Annotated in this window: 11 protein-coding genes and 4 pseudogenes; 4 read left to right on the forward strand and 11 right to left on the reverse strand. The window is 62.2% G+C overall.

Annotated elements, in window-relative coordinates:
• Positions 1 to 31: 31 nt before the first annotated feature.
• Together DBIPINDM_RS04080 and DBIPINDM_RS04085 are read right to left on the reverse strand one after the other, a co-directional pair.
• Positions 32 to 718 (reverse strand): annotated as a pseudogene (locus DBIPINDM_RS04080) (IS110 family transposase); the annotation flags it as partial.
• Positions 719 to 853: 135 nt separating this feature from the next.
• A pseudogene (locus DBIPINDM_RS04085) lies at positions 854 to 1,693 on the reverse strand (reverse transcriptase domain-containing protein); the annotation flags it as partial.
• Positions 1,694 to 2,026: 333 nt separating this feature from the next.
• Here DBIPINDM_RS04085 and DBIPINDM_RS04090 point away from each other — a divergent pair.
• Together DBIPINDM_RS04090 and DBIPINDM_RS04095 are read left to right on the forward strand one after the other, a co-directional pair.
• Positions 2,027 to 2,185: a hypothetical protein gene (locus DBIPINDM_RS04090; RefSeq protein WP_183454876.1), complete on the forward strand. Its 159-nt coding sequence runs from the start codon at positions 2,027 to 2,029 to the stop codon at positions 2,183 to 2,185.
• Complete coding sequence (locus DBIPINDM_RS04095) at positions 2,178 to 4,403, forward strand: recombinase family protein (RefSeq protein ID WP_258580840.1); 2,226 nt, start codon at positions 2,178 to 2,180, stop codon at positions 4,401 to 4,403. Before DBIPINDM_RS04090 ends, DBIPINDM_RS04095 begins: the two co-directional genes overlap by 8 nt.
• A 14-nt stretch (positions 4,404 to 4,417) precedes the next feature.
• Here DBIPINDM_RS04095 and DBIPINDM_RS04100 read toward each other — a convergent pair.
• Together DBIPINDM_RS04100 and DBIPINDM_RS04105 are read right to left on the reverse strand one after the other, a co-directional pair.
• Positions 4,418 to 5,068: pseudogene (locus DBIPINDM_RS04100) on the reverse strand (reverse transcriptase domain-containing protein); the annotation flags it as partial.
• Between the two features lie 483 nt (positions 5,069 to 5,551).
• Positions 5,552 to 6,643: pseudogene (locus tag DBIPINDM_RS04105) on the reverse strand (IS1595 family transposase).
• An 83-nt stretch (positions 6,644 to 6,726) separates the two neighbouring features.
• Between DBIPINDM_RS04105 and DBIPINDM_RS04110 the strand changes: the two are divergent.
• Positions 6,727 to 8,358, forward strand: coding sequence for an IS66 family transposase (locus tag DBIPINDM_RS04110; RefSeq protein ID WP_416361682.1), 1,632 nt, complete (start codon positions 6,727 to 6,729; stop codon positions 8,356 to 8,358).
• A gap of 141 nt (positions 8,359 to 8,499) precedes the next feature.
• On the opposite strand, the gene DBIPINDM_RS04115 is transcribed toward DBIPINDM_RS04110, so the two are convergent.
• The 6 genes from DBIPINDM_RS04115 to DBIPINDM_RS04140 all read right to left on the reverse strand — a co-directional run bounded on the left by DBIPINDM_RS04115 (position 8,500) and on the right by DBIPINDM_RS04140 (position 15,833).
• Positions 8,500 to 9,442 (reverse strand): IS630 family transposase gene (locus DBIPINDM_RS04115; RefSeq protein ID WP_258580841.1). Its coding sequence is split into 2 segments (ribosomal slippage): positions 8,500 to 9,106 and positions 9,105 to 9,442, totalling 945 coding nucleotides; the frame shifts between segments, so codons are not numbered across the junction.
• 143 nt (positions 9,443 to 9,585) lie between these two features.
• Complete coding sequence (glmS, locus tag DBIPINDM_RS04120; RefSeq protein ID WP_258580842.1) at positions 9,586 to 11,409, reverse strand: glutamine--fructose-6-phosphate transaminase (isomerizing); 1,824 nt, start codon at positions 11,407 to 11,409, stop codon at positions 9,586 to 9,588.
• An 863-nt stretch (positions 11,410 to 12,272) separates the two neighbouring features.
• A complete protein-coding gene (locus DBIPINDM_RS04125; protein WP_258580843.1) occupies positions 12,273 to 13,247 on the reverse strand; it encodes a hypothetical protein in 975 nt (324 codons plus the stop codon).
• A gap of 201 nt (positions 13,248 to 13,448) precedes the next feature.
• Positions 13,449 to 13,583, reverse strand: coding sequence for a DUF2285 domain-containing protein (locus DBIPINDM_RS04130; RefSeq protein ID WP_258580844.1), 135 nt, complete (start codon positions 13,581 to 13,583; stop codon positions 13,449 to 13,451).
• Positions 13,584 to 13,708: 125 nt separating this feature from the next.
• Complete coding sequence (locus DBIPINDM_RS04135; RefSeq protein WP_258580845.1) at positions 13,709 to 14,098, reverse strand: hypothetical protein; 390 nt, start codon at positions 14,096 to 14,098, stop codon at positions 13,709 to 13,711.
• A 328-nt stretch (positions 14,099 to 14,426) separates the two neighbouring features.
• On the reverse strand, positions 14,427 to 15,833 hold the full coding sequence (locus DBIPINDM_RS04140) for a TolC family outer membrane protein (RefSeq protein WP_416361683.1): 1,407 nt from the start codon (positions 15,831 to 15,833) through the stop codon (positions 14,427 to 14,429).
• Positions 15,834 to 16,192: 359 nt separating this feature from the next.
• On the opposite strand from DBIPINDM_RS04140, the gene DBIPINDM_RS04145 reads away from it, so the two are divergent.
• Complete coding sequence (locus tag DBIPINDM_RS04145; protein WP_258581255.1) at positions 16,193 to 16,375, forward strand: hypothetical protein; 183 nt, start codon at positions 16,193 to 16,195, stop codon at positions 16,373 to 16,375.
• 311 nt (positions 16,376 to 16,686) lie between these two features.
• Here DBIPINDM_RS04145 and DBIPINDM_RS04150 read toward each other — a convergent pair whose 3' ends face one another.
• Positions 16,687 to 16,851 (reverse strand): helix-turn-helix transcriptional regulator, encoded by a 165-nt coding sequence (locus DBIPINDM_RS04150; RefSeq protein WP_258580847.1) that lies wholly within the window; start codon positions 16,849 to 16,851, stop codon positions 16,687 to 16,689.
• Between the last annotated feature and the right edge of the window lie 147 nt (positions 16,852 to 16,998).

Here is a 16,998-nt window from a genome sequence, read left to right on the forward strand (position 1 = left end):
TTCAGGCCGTCAAAAGCTTATCGCCGTGCATTAAGGCGGCTAGTTCTCGGTTGATCTGGGCCTTGATGCGGACAGGCAGCGCCCGGCCATCCCCAGTGCGAAGCTCATCCAGACGCTTGCGCCGATCGCGGCGTAGTGGTTCATAATCCCTAATTCCCTGGCTGAAGAGCAGGCCCTTGATCCGGTTGGAGTGCTCGATCCGCTCGGCGATCAACGTCTTGCGCTCCCGGCTGATCCGGCGACGGTCCTCGTCCTCGGGCGTTGGTACCCGCACCATCGAGCAGACACGCGGCTCTCCGCGCCTGTAGGCCATCAGTGTGCGGACCAGCGTCTCGCCGTCGATCCGGTCGGTCTTCGCACGGCGACGCCGACGCGACACGGCAATCGAAGCGGCATCGACGACATGGCTTTCGATCCAGTCTTCCTGGCGCAGCACCCGATCGATCCAGAACCCGTCGAGACCAGCTTCCTGAATCACCACGAGCGGATAGCACTTGCCCGTGCGCGCCTGCGCCTTCTTGCGCAGGTCATCAAAGCGCGCAAACAGTCCGGTGATATCGCCGCCGGTAACGGCGTGTCTCGACATTTTCTCTCCACCGCCCGGCGAGAGAGATGTGATTAGCCAAGTCGATTTCCCGAGTTCCATCGAAACAAAAATCGCGCCAAGATTGACGCGGATTGCGACAGACGCCTCTGGATGATCAGCTGCAGAATGCATGGTTCTCCTCCAGTGAGTTTTTGAGCAACCTCACTTTGCCACAACGTAGGTCGCTATCCACTTTCCCGGTAGGGACGCCCGTTTCTGGGCGCCCCCCGGACAGATCCGAGCGAGCGGGATTCCCGCACTCGGCTCCTACCTCGGGTGAGTGACGGCGAAGCGGACGCTTGGCCAAGGATGAAGAGTACGCGGTTTGGGAAGCCAGTCGCCCGAGATCAGAGCGATCCTTGTCCATGTGGTTCGGTCTTTCTGGCTGCGGCGCTGGAGCGCCCGCCGCCAGAGGTTCACCACATGGTGGTGGAATGCCGAGATTGCGCGACTGTTGGTGGGGACTGCAAAGTAGGCAAAATGCCCGGTCACCACCTGCCGTAGCCATTTCCCTTGTTCAGGGATCGACTGGTGCCATCGTCGTCGTAGCTCCTCCTTGATCTCCTGGAGCTTCGCCCGCATCCGATCCCCGCGGGTCTTCCGTTGAAGCTGGAAGAGGCCGCGACGGGATCGTCCGCAGATGAGTGTGAACCCCAGGAAGGTAAAGGTCTCCGGTTTTCCGAGCCCACGCCGCTTGCGATTGACCGCCGCAAAGCGACCAAACTCAATCAGGCGGGTCTTGTCCGGATGGAGCGACAGCATGAACTCCTCAAGCCTCGCACGCATCGCATCGAGGAAACGACGGGCGTCCTCCTCTCGCTCGAAGCCGACCACCACATCGTCCGCATAGCGCACGATGATCATGTCGCCGGTGGTCTCGCGCTGTCGCCAGCGCTTGGCCCACAGGTCGAGAACGTAGTGCAGGTAGATATTGCCAAGGAGCGGCGAAATCACCGACCCTTGACCCGTTCCCCTGTCATCGACGGTCACGATCCCGTCTTCGAGGATACCCGCCTTCAACCACTTCTGGATGAGGCGGATGATGCGTTTGTCGCCGATCCGATGTTCCAGGAAGCGGACCAGCCATGTCTGGCTGACAGCCCCAAAGGAAACATCTCCAGACTGCCCATCACCAGGACCTTCCCGCCTCGGCAACGATCATGCGGGAGGGCCACGCCTTTGAAGGGCGGCCTCTGGCCGTAATCAGCCGCCTCAAACGCCGCGGCGAGCCAACGCTGCTTTTAGAATTGCCGGACGGCAGCCGGACCTACATTCCCGTCGCGTGGACGGATCTCGGGGGCCTGGGGGGTGGTTCCACAGCCTCGCCGGCTAATCACTCCAGCATTGGGCGGCTTTCAGACCTTCTGCATCTGCGCTTTCTGACCGACGCTCTTCTTGAACGGCGCGGCGAGTCGCCGCCCGATGACAAGGAGGAGCGACATGCAACTGAAGCTGAGATTCGCCGAGGAAGACCGCAAGCGGCCTCCCGACCCACCCACCTGGGAGACGCTGGACGCCGAGGCGCGGGCGGAGGCGTTGCGCCGGCTCGCCCTCGTGATCGCGCGCATGCTGACAGTGAGGGAGGCCGGTCATGACTGAACACAGCAAAATCGCCGCCGGTCACCAGGCCCGGCTGGCTGTCGTCTACCTGCGCCAGTCGAGCGCCTCACAGGTGGAGAACAACCGTGAATCGACCGAGCGGCAATACGCGCTCTCCGGTCGGGCGCGCGAGCTGGGTTGGCCGGACGAGCGTGTCTTGGTCATCGACGAGGACCTTGGCCTGTCCGGCTCCGGCAGCGTCATGCGCGCCGGCTTTGCGCGGCTGACCAGCGAGGTGGCGCTGGCCCGGGTCGGCATCGTGCTTGGCCTGGAGGTTTCGCGGCTGGCGCGCAACAATGCCGACTGGCACCGGCTGATCGAGTTGGCCGGGCTGACCGATACGCTGATTGGCGATGCCGACGGGATCTACCACCCGGCTCTGTTCAACGATAGGCTTTTGCTCGGGTTGAAAGGCGCCATGAGCGAGGCCGAATTGCACGTCCTGCGCGCCCGCCTCAATGGCGGCATCCGCAACAAGGCAGCGCGCGGTGAATTGCGCCGCGGCCTACCGATCGGCTTCGTCTGGGGCGAGGCGGACGGCGAGATCCTGATCCATCCCGACGAGGCCGTCGCCCATGCCATCCGCACCGTCTTTGCCCGCTTTGCCGAGCTCGGCTCGGCGCGCCGCGTGTGGCTGTGGTTCCGCGAGCAAGCGATGAAGTTCCCGCTGTGGCTTAATGCACGCACCGAGCTGCGCTGGGGCGAGGCCAGCTACCACGCGATTCACAGCGTGCTTGCCAATCCAGTCTATGCCGGCGCCTATGTCTATGGCAAGTATCGCCGAGAGACGGTGCTCGACGAAACCGGCGCGCGGTGCAAGCGGATACGCAAGCTGCCGATGGAAGACTGGCAAGTGCTGATCAAGGACCACCACCAGGGCTATATCGATTGGCCCACCTTCGAGGCCAATCGAGAGCGCATGGCGGCCAACACCCAACCCCGGACGCACGCCAAGGCGCAGGAACAGGCCGGTGGCGCCGCCAGAGAGGGTGGCGCCCTGCTGCAGGGCATTGCCCGCTGCGGCCACTGCGGGCGACGGCTGCACACCCATTATCGCGGCCGCACCGTGACGCCGGGCTACCATTGTCCCGGCAAGGTGGTCGTCGAGGGCAGAGGCGTCCATTGCCTCAATGTTGGCGGCGGGCAGATCGATGAAGCCGTGGTGGCGGCCTTCCTGGAGGCGCTGGAGCCGGTGCGCCTGACCGCCACGCTCGAAGCGGCCGAGCGGCTGGAGAACGATCGCGACGCAGCACTCAAGCAATGGCGGCTCGACGTGGAGCGCGCCGCCTTCGCCGTCAACCGCGCCGAGCGCCGCTATTGCGCCGTCGATCCCGACAATCGCCTGGTCGCCCGCAGGCTCGAGCAGGAGTGGGAGGAGGCGTTGCGCGCACTGGAGGCGGCAAAGGCGGAACTGGCGCGGCGCGAGGAGCAGCGTCCGCGCGTCCTGTCGGCCACGGAGCGGGAAAAGCTGCTTGCCCTCGGGGCCGATCTGGCGAGCGTTTGGTACGCGCCCACCACCACGCCGCGTGACCGCAAGGAATTGCTGCGCACGCTCCTCGATGAGGTCACCCTCCATGTCGATCGCGACGAGGCAGCGGCGCTTCTCGTCCTGCGCTGGAAGGGCGACGCTACGAGTCGCCTCACCGTCGCCTTGCCGCGCTCGCGGCCGGCGACGGTTCGTACCGACGAGGACACGCTGGCGCTGCTGCGGCGGCTGGCACCGCATTATCCCGACGCGGTCATTGCCGGCGTCCTCAACCGCCAGGGCCGCCGAACGGCGTACGGCCACCGGTTTGACGCCAACCGCGTCGGCTATCTGCGTAAGCACTGGAAGATTCCCGCCTGCAAGGCCAAGCCACCAGCCGCCGACGGCGACATCGTCACCGTCCGTCAGGCCGCTGCCGCGCTCGGCGTGGCGCCATCGACGCTTCACCGCCATGTCAACGACGGCCTCATCCCGGGCGAACAGGTGACACCCGGTGCGCCATGGCGCATTCGCCTGACCGCCGAACTCAAGGCCCGCTTCCTGGCCACGCCTGGCGAAGGCTTTGAGCCCATCCGCGACGCCATGGAGAACCTCGGCCTGTCGCGCCAGGTCGTGTTGCAGCGAGTAAAACGCGGCGAACTCGAAGCCGTCCATGTCGTGCGTGGACAGAGAAAAGGCCTATGGATCAAGACGATAGACCAAAATCCCAGCCTCTTCGAACAGATACCGTGAACCAGGGGGTATTATGACAATGGATCCAAGAAGTTTTGGATGTCGGCGTCGATGATCCAGTTTACCTGCCGCTTGTCGATCGCTGTACACAGCGCATCCGACGCATCGTGCGGGCCTCTCCCGGGCCGAAACCCGTAGGAGAAGCCGCAGAAGTCACCTTCGTAGATGGCGTTGAGCACGATGACGGTCGCCCCTTGGACAATCTTGTCTTCCAGAGCCGCGATCGCTAGCGGCCGCCGCTTCCCGTCCGCCTTCGGTATGTATGTCCGGCGCGACGGTTGCGGGCGATACACTCCCCGATGAACTCGTTTGTGCAAATCTACGAGCCGAGGCTCGAGGTCTGCCTCGTAGTCCTGCCACATCATGCCATCCACCCCGGGGGCGGCCTTGCGCCTAAGCGCGAAGAACGCCGTGCGAAATGCATCGACAGTGAGGTGGTGGAAGAGCGCGGTGAACCGATCCTTCTTCCTCAGCCTTGCGGCTTTCCGTACGCGATCCAGCGACTGGGTCATGCGAGCCCGGCCCTGTGTCCGGTGCATGCGTTGCTGTTCCGCGTTCCCCTTGGTCCCCGGCCTTGGCTCCACCAACTCCGCCACCGGTTGCCCGGCTTTGTTCGTCAGCTTCACAGCTACTATGCCAGAGTCAGACTTCTCCGTGTCGTGCATCAGCGGCTACGGCTCCTCGCCTTCCCGCTGCGGACCATGTCCTCCAAAGAGGCCATGGCCGACCCGGAGATCTCCCGGTTCCCGTACAAAGAGCGTCCATGCATGCCAGGGTCTAAAAGACCGCGCCGGATTGGTGAGGCACTCGCATAGCGCACCTCCCATATTGCCTTCCGCTATGAGGACAGCGTCGGCATCCGAGATAAGATCCCTTTCGCGGCTCAATGGCTGGCCTGCATGCTCCCCTACCGACGCTTCGCCGACATCCTCGCGGATGCCTGCGCACGGCTCGGGGCCGACGTGGATCGCTGCTCCTTCATCGTAATGGACTTTCACCATCTACTCCTTGCCGGTCTCCCGGCGCACCCCCATAGGATCTCATGCTCTCCAATCATAGGGACTAGCGTAACCGGGGCAGATTACCGGGCGGTGGGGGTTTGCAGGCGCGTGCGTTCGTGATTCACCCTTTGCGTGACGCGGCCTTTATCAACCAAAGACAGCTACGGCTGATTTGATGATGATGCCGCCATGCGGGCTTCGGCGCATCTGACGACCCGTGGCGGTGCGAAAAACATTCGTCAATTGCAGCGCAGGCGGCACGCGCGACCACAAGGTTCGCACGCTCTCCCGGCCATGCCGGGTTTTGCGAATGACGTTTCCTGTGACGACGCGCTGCGACCATCGGAAGCCGATCTCGTGGAAATACAGGTCGGCATGCTGCGGGCTGATATGATGAAAAACGCCGGCGATGGTACGGCGGACGCGGGAGTTGAAGCCCTCCACCGAATTGACGTGGACGGCGTCGCGCACATACTCACCGCTGGAATGCTTCACTGTCTCATGCTTGGCAAAGCTCTACCAATGGCCATGAATGCCTTCCACTCGTCGCTCATCAAATGAGCTCCCAATTCGATCTGCGCTTCAATGACGCGTTCGCTTGCTCGCGCCGAGAGACTGGTCACGACCGCGGCACGCGCGTCACCGGCCAGAGTGCCAGGCATGACGTCACTCGGGCGCCGCACCATTGCCATGACTGGCGTTTTGTCCGTATTCGCCTGGCCTTTCCGGCCGCGGCCCGGAGGCGGGTCGTCGGGATTCTTTCTGGGCCTTCCACCGAGATGGAAATGGTCGATCTCCACCGTGCCGGCGAGCATGTTCTCCCGCCACCATGAGACGCAGTGCATGTCCCATCCGCCAGGCCGTTGGCTGGCTCACCCCGAGCGCCTCGGCCAGGCGCACCGACGACAAACCCTTGTCGGATTGCAGTAACAGCCACATTGCCTTCAGCCAAACACGCAAGGGAAGCTTCGTGGAGTGCAGAGGCGTGTGTGTCGTCACCGTGAACTGGAACCGGCAATCGCCGCTGGAACATTGATAAAGACCCGGTCGGGCGCGACGCTTGCCGGTATCGCGACCGCCAAGCGCAATCGAGCGTTTGTATCCGCAGGCGGGGCAGATCCGGCCATCCGGCCACACCATGCTTTCCAGCAACCGACGGCAATGCTGCTCATCCCGGAAGGCCGCGATCATTTCTTCAACAGTCCGAATGTTGGAAAGCGCTGCAAGTATTTCAGGCATTCTCACCTCCTTAGACCAGCCCGAAGAATCGCATGAAAGGCCATAGGTCACAAGGATATTGCGGTCTTTGGTTGATAAGGGCCGTGACGCTACCACCGACTGATTCGCTTGAAGGCTTGTCGCTTGCGGAACTCCGCGGGCTGGTTTCTGCGCTGATCGGCGAAGTGCGCGGTCTTCAAGGCCGGGTCGAGAGCCTTGAGATCGAGAACCAGGCGCTACGCGCCGAGAACCAGACCCTGAAGGATGAGATCGCCCGGCTGAAGGACCTGCCGCCGCGTCCCCCGGTCAAGCCGACCAAGCCATCGGGCATGGAGAAGGCGACGCAGCCGACATCTGGCAAGGGCAAGCGCCGCCGGCGCGGCGCCAAGCGCGACGGCGGTCGCGTGAGCCGCGAGGTGACGGTTGCGGTGAGCGCTCCTGCGGGCTCTCGCTTCAAGGGGTATGAGACGATCCTGGTGCGCGATCTGGCGTTGTCGGCCGAGGTGGTGCGCTATCGCCGCGAGCGCTGGGTGACACCGACCGGCGAAACGATGGTGGCGCCCTTGCCGGCGGGGATCATCGGCGGCTGGGGCGCGAACCTGCGCCGCTTCATTCTGGCCTGTCACATTCAAGGCCAGGTGACGACGGAGCGGTTGACGGCGTTGTTGACCGGGATCGGGGTCGACATTTCGAAGCGCCAGGTGGTGCGGCTGATTTCGGAGGGCCTGGAGGCCTTCGCGGCGGAGGACCGTGACGTGCTGCGCGCCGGGCTGGCTACGGCGCCCTGGATCACCGTCGATGATACGTCGGCGCGCCACGCCCACCAGGACGGCTACACCACCCAGATCGGCGATCGCCGCTTCACCGCGTTCCGCACCGGGCGATCGAAGTCACGGGAGGCGTTCCTGGCGACGCTGCGTGCCGGGCACAGCGATTACTTCATCAATGAAGAGGCCCTGGCCTATATGCGCGGCCGCAACCTCGCCGGTCCGGTGATCGCGCGGCTGGCGGCTGCGCCGCACAAGGCATTTGCCGACAGCGCCGCATGGCAGGCGCATCTGGCCGCACTCGGCCTCGACCAGCTCGCGGTTGAGCCCAACCCAGTCAGGATCGCCACCGAAGGGGCGATGTGGGGAGCGATCCGCCACCACGGCTTTCTCGCCGATACCGTCGTCGTATCCGATGATGCCGGCCAGTTCCGCATCGGCGACCATGCTCTGTGCTGGGTCCACGCCGAGCGGCTCGTCCACAAATTGATACCCGTGACCCCGGATCAACGTCAGGCCGTCGACATCATGCGCCAGTTGATCTGGTGGTTCTATCGCGACCTCAAGAGCTACCAGCGTGCTCCTTGTCCGCGCCACGCGGCGGCCCTGCGCGCCCGCTTCGAGCGCCTGTTCAAACGACGAACCGGCTACGTCATGCTCGACCGGCTTCTTGTCGGGCTGCATCGCCGCAAGCATGAACTCCTGCGCGTTCTCGATCGTCCCGAGATCCCACTCCACACCAATGGTTCGGAAAACGACATCCGCACCTTCGTCACCAAGCGCAAGATCTCCGGCGGAACCGTCAGTGAGGCAGGCAAGAACGCCCGCGACGTCCTGCTCGGCCTGATGAAGACCTACATCAAGCTCGACGTCTCATTCTTCCGCTATCTCGGCGACCGCCTCGGCATACCAACACAAGAGTCGATTCCGCCGCTCCCGGATCTCGTTAGGCAAGCCGCTCAAGCCTGACTGCCCGGTAATCTGCCCCGGTTACCTGACGTCGGGTTGAGCAAGCTCAATCCGGCTGCCCTGCGCAATTGCCCGACCTGCCGAAAAAGGGATGGCGATTGTTGGATTTCATCCGAGCTTCAGTTCTAGAGCACGTCCGGTTTAATCCGGGTCATAGCCTGCGGCCTTGAAGTAGTTCCGGCATTCGGCTGGGGTGAAGAGGTCAACGAGCGATCCGACGGCGTTCCACAGGGCTGTGATTGTCCTCTCGGCTTTGGCGCGCATAAGAGCCTTGAGTTTTGAGAAGGCGTTTTCGATCGGATTGAAGTCGGGGCTGTAGGGCGGCAGGAACATGAGCCTCGAGCCGGTCGTCTCGATCGCGTCGCGCACGCCGGCCGCCTTGTGCGCCGGCAAATTGTCCATGATGACGACGTCGCCCTCCGACAGGGTCGGAACCAGAACCTGCTCAACATAAGCCAGGAACACGTTGCCGTTCATGGCGCCGTCGTAGACGAACGGAGCGGTCATTCCTGTCAGCCGTAACGCGCCGGTGAAGGTGGTGGTCTTCCAATGGCCGTGCGGCACGCCGGCCCGGCAGCGCTCACCGCGCGGCGCACGTCCCCGCAGACGGGCCATCTTGGTCGACAGCCCGGTCTCATCAATGAAGACGAGCTTCGCTGGATCGAGATCGAGCTGGCCGTCGAACCAGGCGCGACGGCGCTTCAGGATGTCGGGGCGGTCCTGCTCCAGTGCGTGTGCGGACTTTTTTGAACGTCCACCCGTGGCCGCGAAGCCATGCGCTCAAGGCGCTGCGGCTGATCCGCACCGACCGCTCGTCCCCCAGCCGTTCCACCATTTCGTTCAGCGTGATGTCCTTGCGCTCATCGATCAGCCCGACGATGAAGGCTTCGTGGGCATCAAGGCTGGACGCGCGTCGGCGGCCTTGCGGGCGAGGCATCCGCTCGCCGATCTTCGCCCGTGCGATCCACCGGATCGCACTCGATATGCCGACGCCGAACCGCGCCGCCGCCTGCCGTGCGGACATGCCCGCGTCCGAAGCCTTCAAGACCCGGGATCGAAGATCGCCGCTCAGTGCTCTTGTCATCATCCACCTCATCAAAGGGGATGTTGAATCACCCATGCAGCCCGACGTCACATCACAATCGATTCATCGATCGCGGGACGTGCTCTAGACACGTGTTGGCGCTTTCGGATGGACGAGCATCGCCACCTATCAAAACGTCACAGTCATTCGACGGTGACCGATTTTGCGAGATTGCGCGGCTGGTCGACATCTGTGCCCATGAAGAGCGCCGTGTGGTAGGCAAGAAGCTGTATCGGCAGCGAGAAAATTATCGGCGCGATAATCTCGTCGACGGCAGGCAGCACGATCGTATGCATGGTGTCGAGTTTCGATGCGGCTGCCCCTTTCTCATCGGTGATGAGGATAATCCGCCCGCCACGGGCAGCCACTTCCTGCATGTTGGAGACGGTCTTTTCGAAAAAGCGATCATGTGGCGCGATAACGATAACTGGCATGTTCTCGTCTATCAATGCGATCGGACCGTGCTTCAACTCACCCGCCGCGTAGCCTTCGGCGTGGATGTACGAAATCTCCTTGAGCTTCAGCGCACCTTCCATCGCCAGCGGGAAACTGGTGCCGCGGCCAAGATACAGGACGTCACGACACTTTGACAGTTGACGCGAGAGGAACTCGATCTGTGGCTGGATGCTGTTGAGTACCTGGCCCATGACGCGCGGGACTTCGGCGAGGCTCCTGACGAGCGCCTGCACCTCGTCTTCGGTTACGGTTCCGCGGGCCCTGGCGGCGGCGATGGCGAGTGCGGCAAGAACGGCAAGCTGGCAGGTGAAAGCCTTGGTGGAGGCGACGCCGATCTCCGGTCCGGCAAGGATCGGGAAGACCGCATCGGCCTCCCGAGCGATGGTCGATTCGCGGGCATTGACGATGGCGCCAATTTTCAGCCCAAGCTCCCTGCAGTATCTCAGCGATGCCAGCGTATCGGCGGTTTCGCCAGACTGCGAAATGAAAAGTGCCGCCGACTGCGGCGACAACGGGATTTCGCGGTAACGGAATTCGGACGCAACGTCGATTTCAACCGGCAGGCGCGCATAGCGCTCGAACCAGTATTTTCCGATCAGTCCGGCGAGATAGGCGGTGCCGCAGGCAGAGATCGCCAAGCTCGGGATTCTGGCGAAATCGATGCCAGAAACCATGTCGGCGCGATTCTCTATGATGTTGATATAGTGACCGAGCGCATGCGCGATGACCTCGGGCTGCTCGTAAATTTCCTTCTCCATGAAGTGGCGATGGTTGCCCTTGTTGGCGAGATCGGCCGCGGCCGTGGAGGTCTGTCGCGGACGCTCGACAGGATGGCCGTCGAAATCGAAGATATCGGCGCCCGTCTTGCCGATTACGGCCCAGTCGCCGTCGATGAGATAGGTAATTTCATTGGTGAAGGGAGCAAGCGCGATCGCATCGGAGCCCAGGAACATCTCGCCGTCGCCGTGACCGATCGCCAGCGGCGGTCCATTGCGCGCCGCCATGATGGTCGATGGATCATCCTCGAAGAGAATGGCTAGCGCGTAGGCGCCCCTGACGCGTTTCAACATGGCATGCATCGCCTCACCTCGCCCCATGCCCTCCCGGCGGTGTCTTGCCAAGAGATGCGCGACGACCTCAGTGTCGGTGTCGGTCTGGAACTCGGCTCCCGCCGCCGCCAATTCGTCCTTCAACTCCGCGAAATTCTCGATAATGCCGTTATGGACGACGGCCACACCATCGCTAAAGTGCGGATGCGCGTTGCGTTCAGTCGGTGCCCCATGGGTTGCCCAGCGCGTGTGGCCGATGCCGATGTTGCCGCTCAGCGGCTCTTCCTTCAGTCTCGTCTCGAGATTGACGAGCTTGCCCTCGGCGCGCCGGCGGTGCAAGGCGCCCTCGGTGATCGTCGCAACGCCGGCCGAGTCATAGCCGCGATATTCCAGACGCTTCAACGCGTCGACCAACCGATCCGACACCGGCTGTTGCCCAGCAATGCCAACAATCCCGCACATGTTCGTCTCCGCATTCTTCCCGGCAGCTTCAGCCCACGTGAGACGACACCCACCCGGCCCGCTTTCATTCAGGATCTTGTAGTAGTATTTGGTAATATCGGTACAATTGATTGTAAGGATAGCTACCATCCACTCTATGGATAGACCAAGACGCGGGCATAGACCAAGACGCGGGCCCTGATCTAAACTCCTCGTTGCGCCTGACACTCTCATGACCGAACGCAAGCTCACACCCGCGGCACTAAGCAACAACATCGGTCGGCCGGCCATGCGCGGCCATCCCGGCTACGCACCTCCCCACACAACCGCCGACGCAGTCCTTTCCCTGAGGTTTCCAATCCACTCGCGTCGGCAGATCGTTGAGGCGCGACGCGCGCTCTGAAGACCCTTTCCATCCAGCTTGACGACGCGGGACTTGAAGACGACGCGCGCTGCCGGAAGTCGGCGAAGCGGTCGCGCCAGCAAGCACGCGGCCGACGCCCGCACCGCGCCCGATCCGGTTATCGTTACAGGCGCCCGTACGCCTGCGTTAGCCCCGCGCCGCCGCGCGCGAGATCGGCCGTTGGCAAGACCTGATGCGGATATTTTGGCGCGAGAGGAGCCGGTCGCATGCATCCTTCCGAGCTCGGTTTAAGGTCGTCGTCGCGCATCGACGCCCGGTTTGAGATCGATTCATTCAAGTTTGGCAGCTGAGCCGGTCCGCGGAAATCGGCGCCATCGCACCTCGATTCGAACATGCGCTGGCTAGCGCCATGGCGAGACCCATAGCGCCAGCCACATCCAACGGATGTGCAGACAACCGCTTCGGCGCCGAACAGACTGGAATGGCGCCATAGCCATATTCTTTTCGTGACTTTTCGAAATCAGCGGATCACAGGCTCGCCATGGAAGCGGCGGCGCGATGGAGGAGAAACGCCGAAGCCGACTTCCATCATCAGCCGTGGCCTGCGGGCCGGCACGGTGCCCATATGGAAGCCGAACGGATCCTCGACGAAACCGAGACCGGCCTCCCCGGTCAGCGTGACCGGGCTCTGCTCCCCGTAGACATCCAGAACCTCTTGCGCGGGATGGCCGACGAGAAGCGTAAGCTGGTGCTTGAGGGCGCGGCGGTTATGACTGCCTCGGACATAGACATGGGGGCCGGTGCCCTCGTCGACGGGCATCAGGTAGAAGAAGAACTTCAGCATCCGCCAGTCGTCGAGGTCGAAGTGGTATTTGCCAAGCGAAGCCAGGTTCTTGTCGGCGTCGGAGGCTTGGCCGGTCGGGAAACTCCACCAGACACGCGTGGTGATCAACTTCGCCTGGCCGCCGAGATAGTGCGCGGCGATATCCATGAGCAGCGGATCGTTCTGGATGGCGAGTGCCGCCTTGCAGCCCAGAATGCGCTCGAAATAGTGGCCGCTGAGCAACGGACGGCCAAACCGGACCTCAGCCTCCGCATGCTCCGTCGGCATGAATTCGAGGCGGCGGTCGAAATTGCCGAAGCAAGGTGTGCACCTGGCGAATGCGGCTACATCTTCAGAGACCATTGTTGGCAAGACGAGACCGGAAAAAAGCCCATCCGACCGCAGAGCGTCGACAACATCCTGGCGATTGACGCCAGCAAACATCGTGTCCTGGGCATTCTGCGACACTCGAACAGGCTTTGCACCACGCCAGTGCATTTTCCGTGCCGGCATGGTGCGGGCGAGCATGAACATCGGCAGCCACGCCGGATTCTCTCGAAAATCCGAGAGATAGGTCGGGATACGCACAGCGATGCGATGGAGCATGCTGCCGTTTCGCGCGATCGCCTCAAGGCTTGCAGCGCCGGCTTTGTCGGGGTGCGTATCGGTCATCAGGGTCCTCGGGGTATGAATGCACTATCAACGAAGCCTTGGTTCTCAGTGCTTCGTCCGTATTACCCAAACCCAATTCCCGCAGTGGAAAGACTAACCGCGCGTCAGGTTTTGTGCAATGCACAATAAGCCCGTCATGGGCGGATGCGGACAGATCCCTGCGTGTTTTGGAATAAGCCAAATAGTAGGCTGTCACCACAATTACACCAGGAACTGTCTGTAGCCGCCGCCCATCAGGTAGCGGCCACGTTGGACGGCGCGACGCACCCTGATCGCGAAGATGGCTGCCCGGATGAGACCAATCTTCTTCGACTCGCCGTCTCCCGAACAGGGCAATGGCGATCTCCTAGGATGCTCCGGCAGCGAACCATCTAAAGCCTGGAGCAGGATACGCAGACGCCCTCTGCGGGGTTCCGGCGGAAGGCAAGCAGCTACCAGGCGGCCGCAACCATTGATGTCATTCAGAAACTACGGGCAGCGACATGGAACTTCAGGTGCCGCGGCGGCACGATTGCGTCGACATATAGCCGCAACGGGCGGAGAATGGAGGCACCGGAAACGGCGATCTGCAGACTCCGACAGTCCTCCCTCAGCAGCACGAGCTGCACGCCGGCAGGCGTCAGCAGGATGTCCTTGCCGTATGAGAGCGGAGAAGGATCAAGCGGTTCAAAATCGTGGTCGAGCCCAACCGGCTCCGCGGCCGCTCGTAGAATACGGGCGCAGTCGCGCGGACCCCAAAAGAACCTTGCCGACGTGGCGTCCGATTGTGACGCGTCCGCGAAAAAGGAGGAAGCGATCTCAACGCTAGGACGCGGCCTGTGCGCGGTGTCTTCCTTGAGGATGATGTTCAAGTGAACGAGTTTCACCGCCGTGTGAGAGCTGATCGCAGGCCTTTAAGAGATTGAGGTATCTCGTGCTTTCTTCGCCTAAGGAGCAGATTTTGTTGGAGACCAATGAACTTCCGCGTTTCGCGCAAGTGGTGCTTACTAGACTAAGACTAGGGCTGCGAATCTGGACGTATCTGATCTCCCCGCGCCCCGGCATTGACAACTTTTACCGCAGTTTATCAGTGCTGGGAAAGTTGGACAACGTATGATGCTCGAAGTGGGCTTGGATAGCTGCCTTTGCCGTTCTCGACTCCGGTCAAGAGGGATCTTTCGCAGGGCGTGCGTTGATCGGCTAGCGACCGTCCGGCGTGCGTAGGCCGATCCACTTGTCCTTGACCGCGTTGTAATGGTCTTCAGGCTTGTATTTTGTCACGTTCAGGCCAAGGCGCTCGACCGACAGACGCCCGGTCGCCTGTAGGATGGCATAGCTCGCTACCACCACGTCGTGCTCGGCGCTGGCAAGATCGATCTTGCCGGTGATGAGGTCGTTCTGGGCGTTCAACACGTCGAGCGTAGTGCGCTGGCCGACATTGCGCTCCTCGATGACGCCGTTCAAGGCAAGCTGCGCGGCTGCGATCGCCTGCCGGTTGGCCGCGACGCTCTGCTGAGCGGCGGTATAAGCGGTCCATGCCGCGGTCACGGCTTGGCGCACCTGGTCACGGCTGACGTCGACCTTGATCCTAGCCTGGCTGAGCGATTCCTTGGACTGGCGCACCAGTGCTGAAGTGCGGCCACCAGAATAAATGGGGACGGTCAGCGTCGCCCCGATGCTGGCCGAATTGGTTGTGCCTTCCGTTCCCGAGGTGATCACACCGGGCACGGTGTTGCGATAAGCGCTCGAGACGCCGGCGCTTGCGGAAAGCTGGGGCAGCAGCGCGCCTTCGGCCGATTTCACTGAAAACTCCGCCGCGTCAACCAGAAGCTGGGTGGCGAGGATGGCCGGATGCTCGGCTGATGTGATCGCGATTGCCGCATCGAGGCTCGACGGCAGCAATTTTGCCACCGGCGCCGCCGGCCTGAGCTTCCCCGGCTCGTCCCCGACGATCTGACGATAGGTTGCCGCACTTGCCAGCGCCCGCGCGCGGACGGCACTCAACTTCGCCACTGCGTTGGCGCGCTGGGCATCGGCCTGCGCGACGTCGGTGCGCGTGCCTTCCCCAACCTCGAAGCTCGAACGCGCAGCACGCGCCTGTTCGGTCAGGAACTGCAGGTTCTGCTCCGTCAGCACGGCAACTTGCCGATCGCGAATTACGTTCATATAGGCCTGAGCCGCGTTGAAAAGGGTGTCTTGTTCGGCGTTGCGTAAGCTCTCGACCGAAGCGCCGACCTGCGCTTCGGCAGCCGCGACATTGTTCCTGGTCTGAAAACCGTCGAACAGGGTCTGATCGATTTCGACGCCGAAGTTGCCTTGGGTTAGGCGCACGCTCCGGTTCGAGCCGTTAAGGTGGCTGCTGGAATACTCGATGTCCGCGGAGCCGGTGATGGTCGGACGCCAGCCCGACTTGGCGATGGCCACGCCCTCGTCCGTGACGCGTGTGCCGGCGCGGGTCAAATTCAGCGAAGAATTGTTCTGATAGGCCTTAGATAGGGTTCCGAAGATAGTCTCTGCCGACGCCGTTAACGGCGGTAGGATGCTAGCAGAGCAAAAAATAATGGCAAAAATGCTGTTGCGTACAGTCGGCACAAACATATCCCTCATTTTATTTCGTCATGGCAACTGCGCCGCATCGGCGGTCGCGATTAACCAGCCGACACGACGTCTCGGGGCCCTTCATGCTCTATGCTTGCGCATAGAGAGAGCCACCCGAGCGACCCTTTTCATTCCGGTCATTCTGCGTAAAATCGATTGTTTTGATGGAAACCCATCTACATGATGGATATCAACGGAACCAACCGCAAGCTGGAGGCATAGCGGTACAGCGGATCGGCGATCGCAATAAAGTTCACTATCCGGGAGACCGTCATTCGCCTCCGACGGCGGGACTGGTTCGAGAACCAAGGTCGCCAAAATCGCCGAGCGCATTGCCGCCCTGGGCCGATTTTCGCAAGATGCCGCAAATGCCTTCAAGCGGGACGGGACAAAGCACGGCAACGCCGCACGGTTTCATGCGCAACGACGATACGCCGCAGGTCTTGCCGACTGGTGTCGCGGTCTTCCCCCGCTGGAATCGGGCCAATCTTGCCGACAAGGCGCGCAAGGTCGGTATCCCGGTGTGGCGCATCGGAGGCGGCAGCGCTTAGCCTTGGCCTTGCACTAAGTGCCGTCGCCAAGAATCTGCGAGCTTCTGCTGGCGATCAGCCAGATGCGGGACGCTTCGGCGTAAGTTCACGCTTTGCTGCCCTTCGTGAGCCCAATTCACCATCTGGTCGCCTCCGTGCGGGGTGTGTTTCCGCCATCGAAGGACAAAGCCGCTGGTGATGCAGCCTGTAGACGTTTACAGCTATCGCGGTGGAAGGGATCAGAACTCGCCTGACCGGAGGCAGCCAGCCGTGCGACGGCCTGGTTGACCGTTCGCACGCCGAGCTTTGCTTTGGCGTTTTCAGATGGAAGGTCAGGTGCGCTTTGAGACGCCGAGGATCTGGCTGACGTCCCAAGGCGACTTGCCGCGCGCCGTCCATTTCAGGCATTCGAACTCTCGCGGGTTGAGCGTTGCGCCATCCACCACGTGATCGTTGGCGAGCCTGCGCCGCACATGGATATGAAAGTTGATCGCCACCAGCTGCGATGCCTTTTCATAACGTGGCAGTGACCGCAAAGAGGCGGACGCGACTCGTCGGAAGCAAAGGTCAGCGCCTGCAAACCGGCCGCGATGAGGTGCTGTCACATTGATTGAGGGGTAAGGAAATTGAGGTAGCAGCGCGCC

Origin of the sequence: Mesorhizobium sp. AR02, from assembly GCF_024746835.1 — a bacterium.
Classification (GTDB): domain Bacteria; phylum Pseudomonadota; class Alphaproteobacteria; order Rhizobiales; family Rhizobiaceae; genus Mesorhizobium.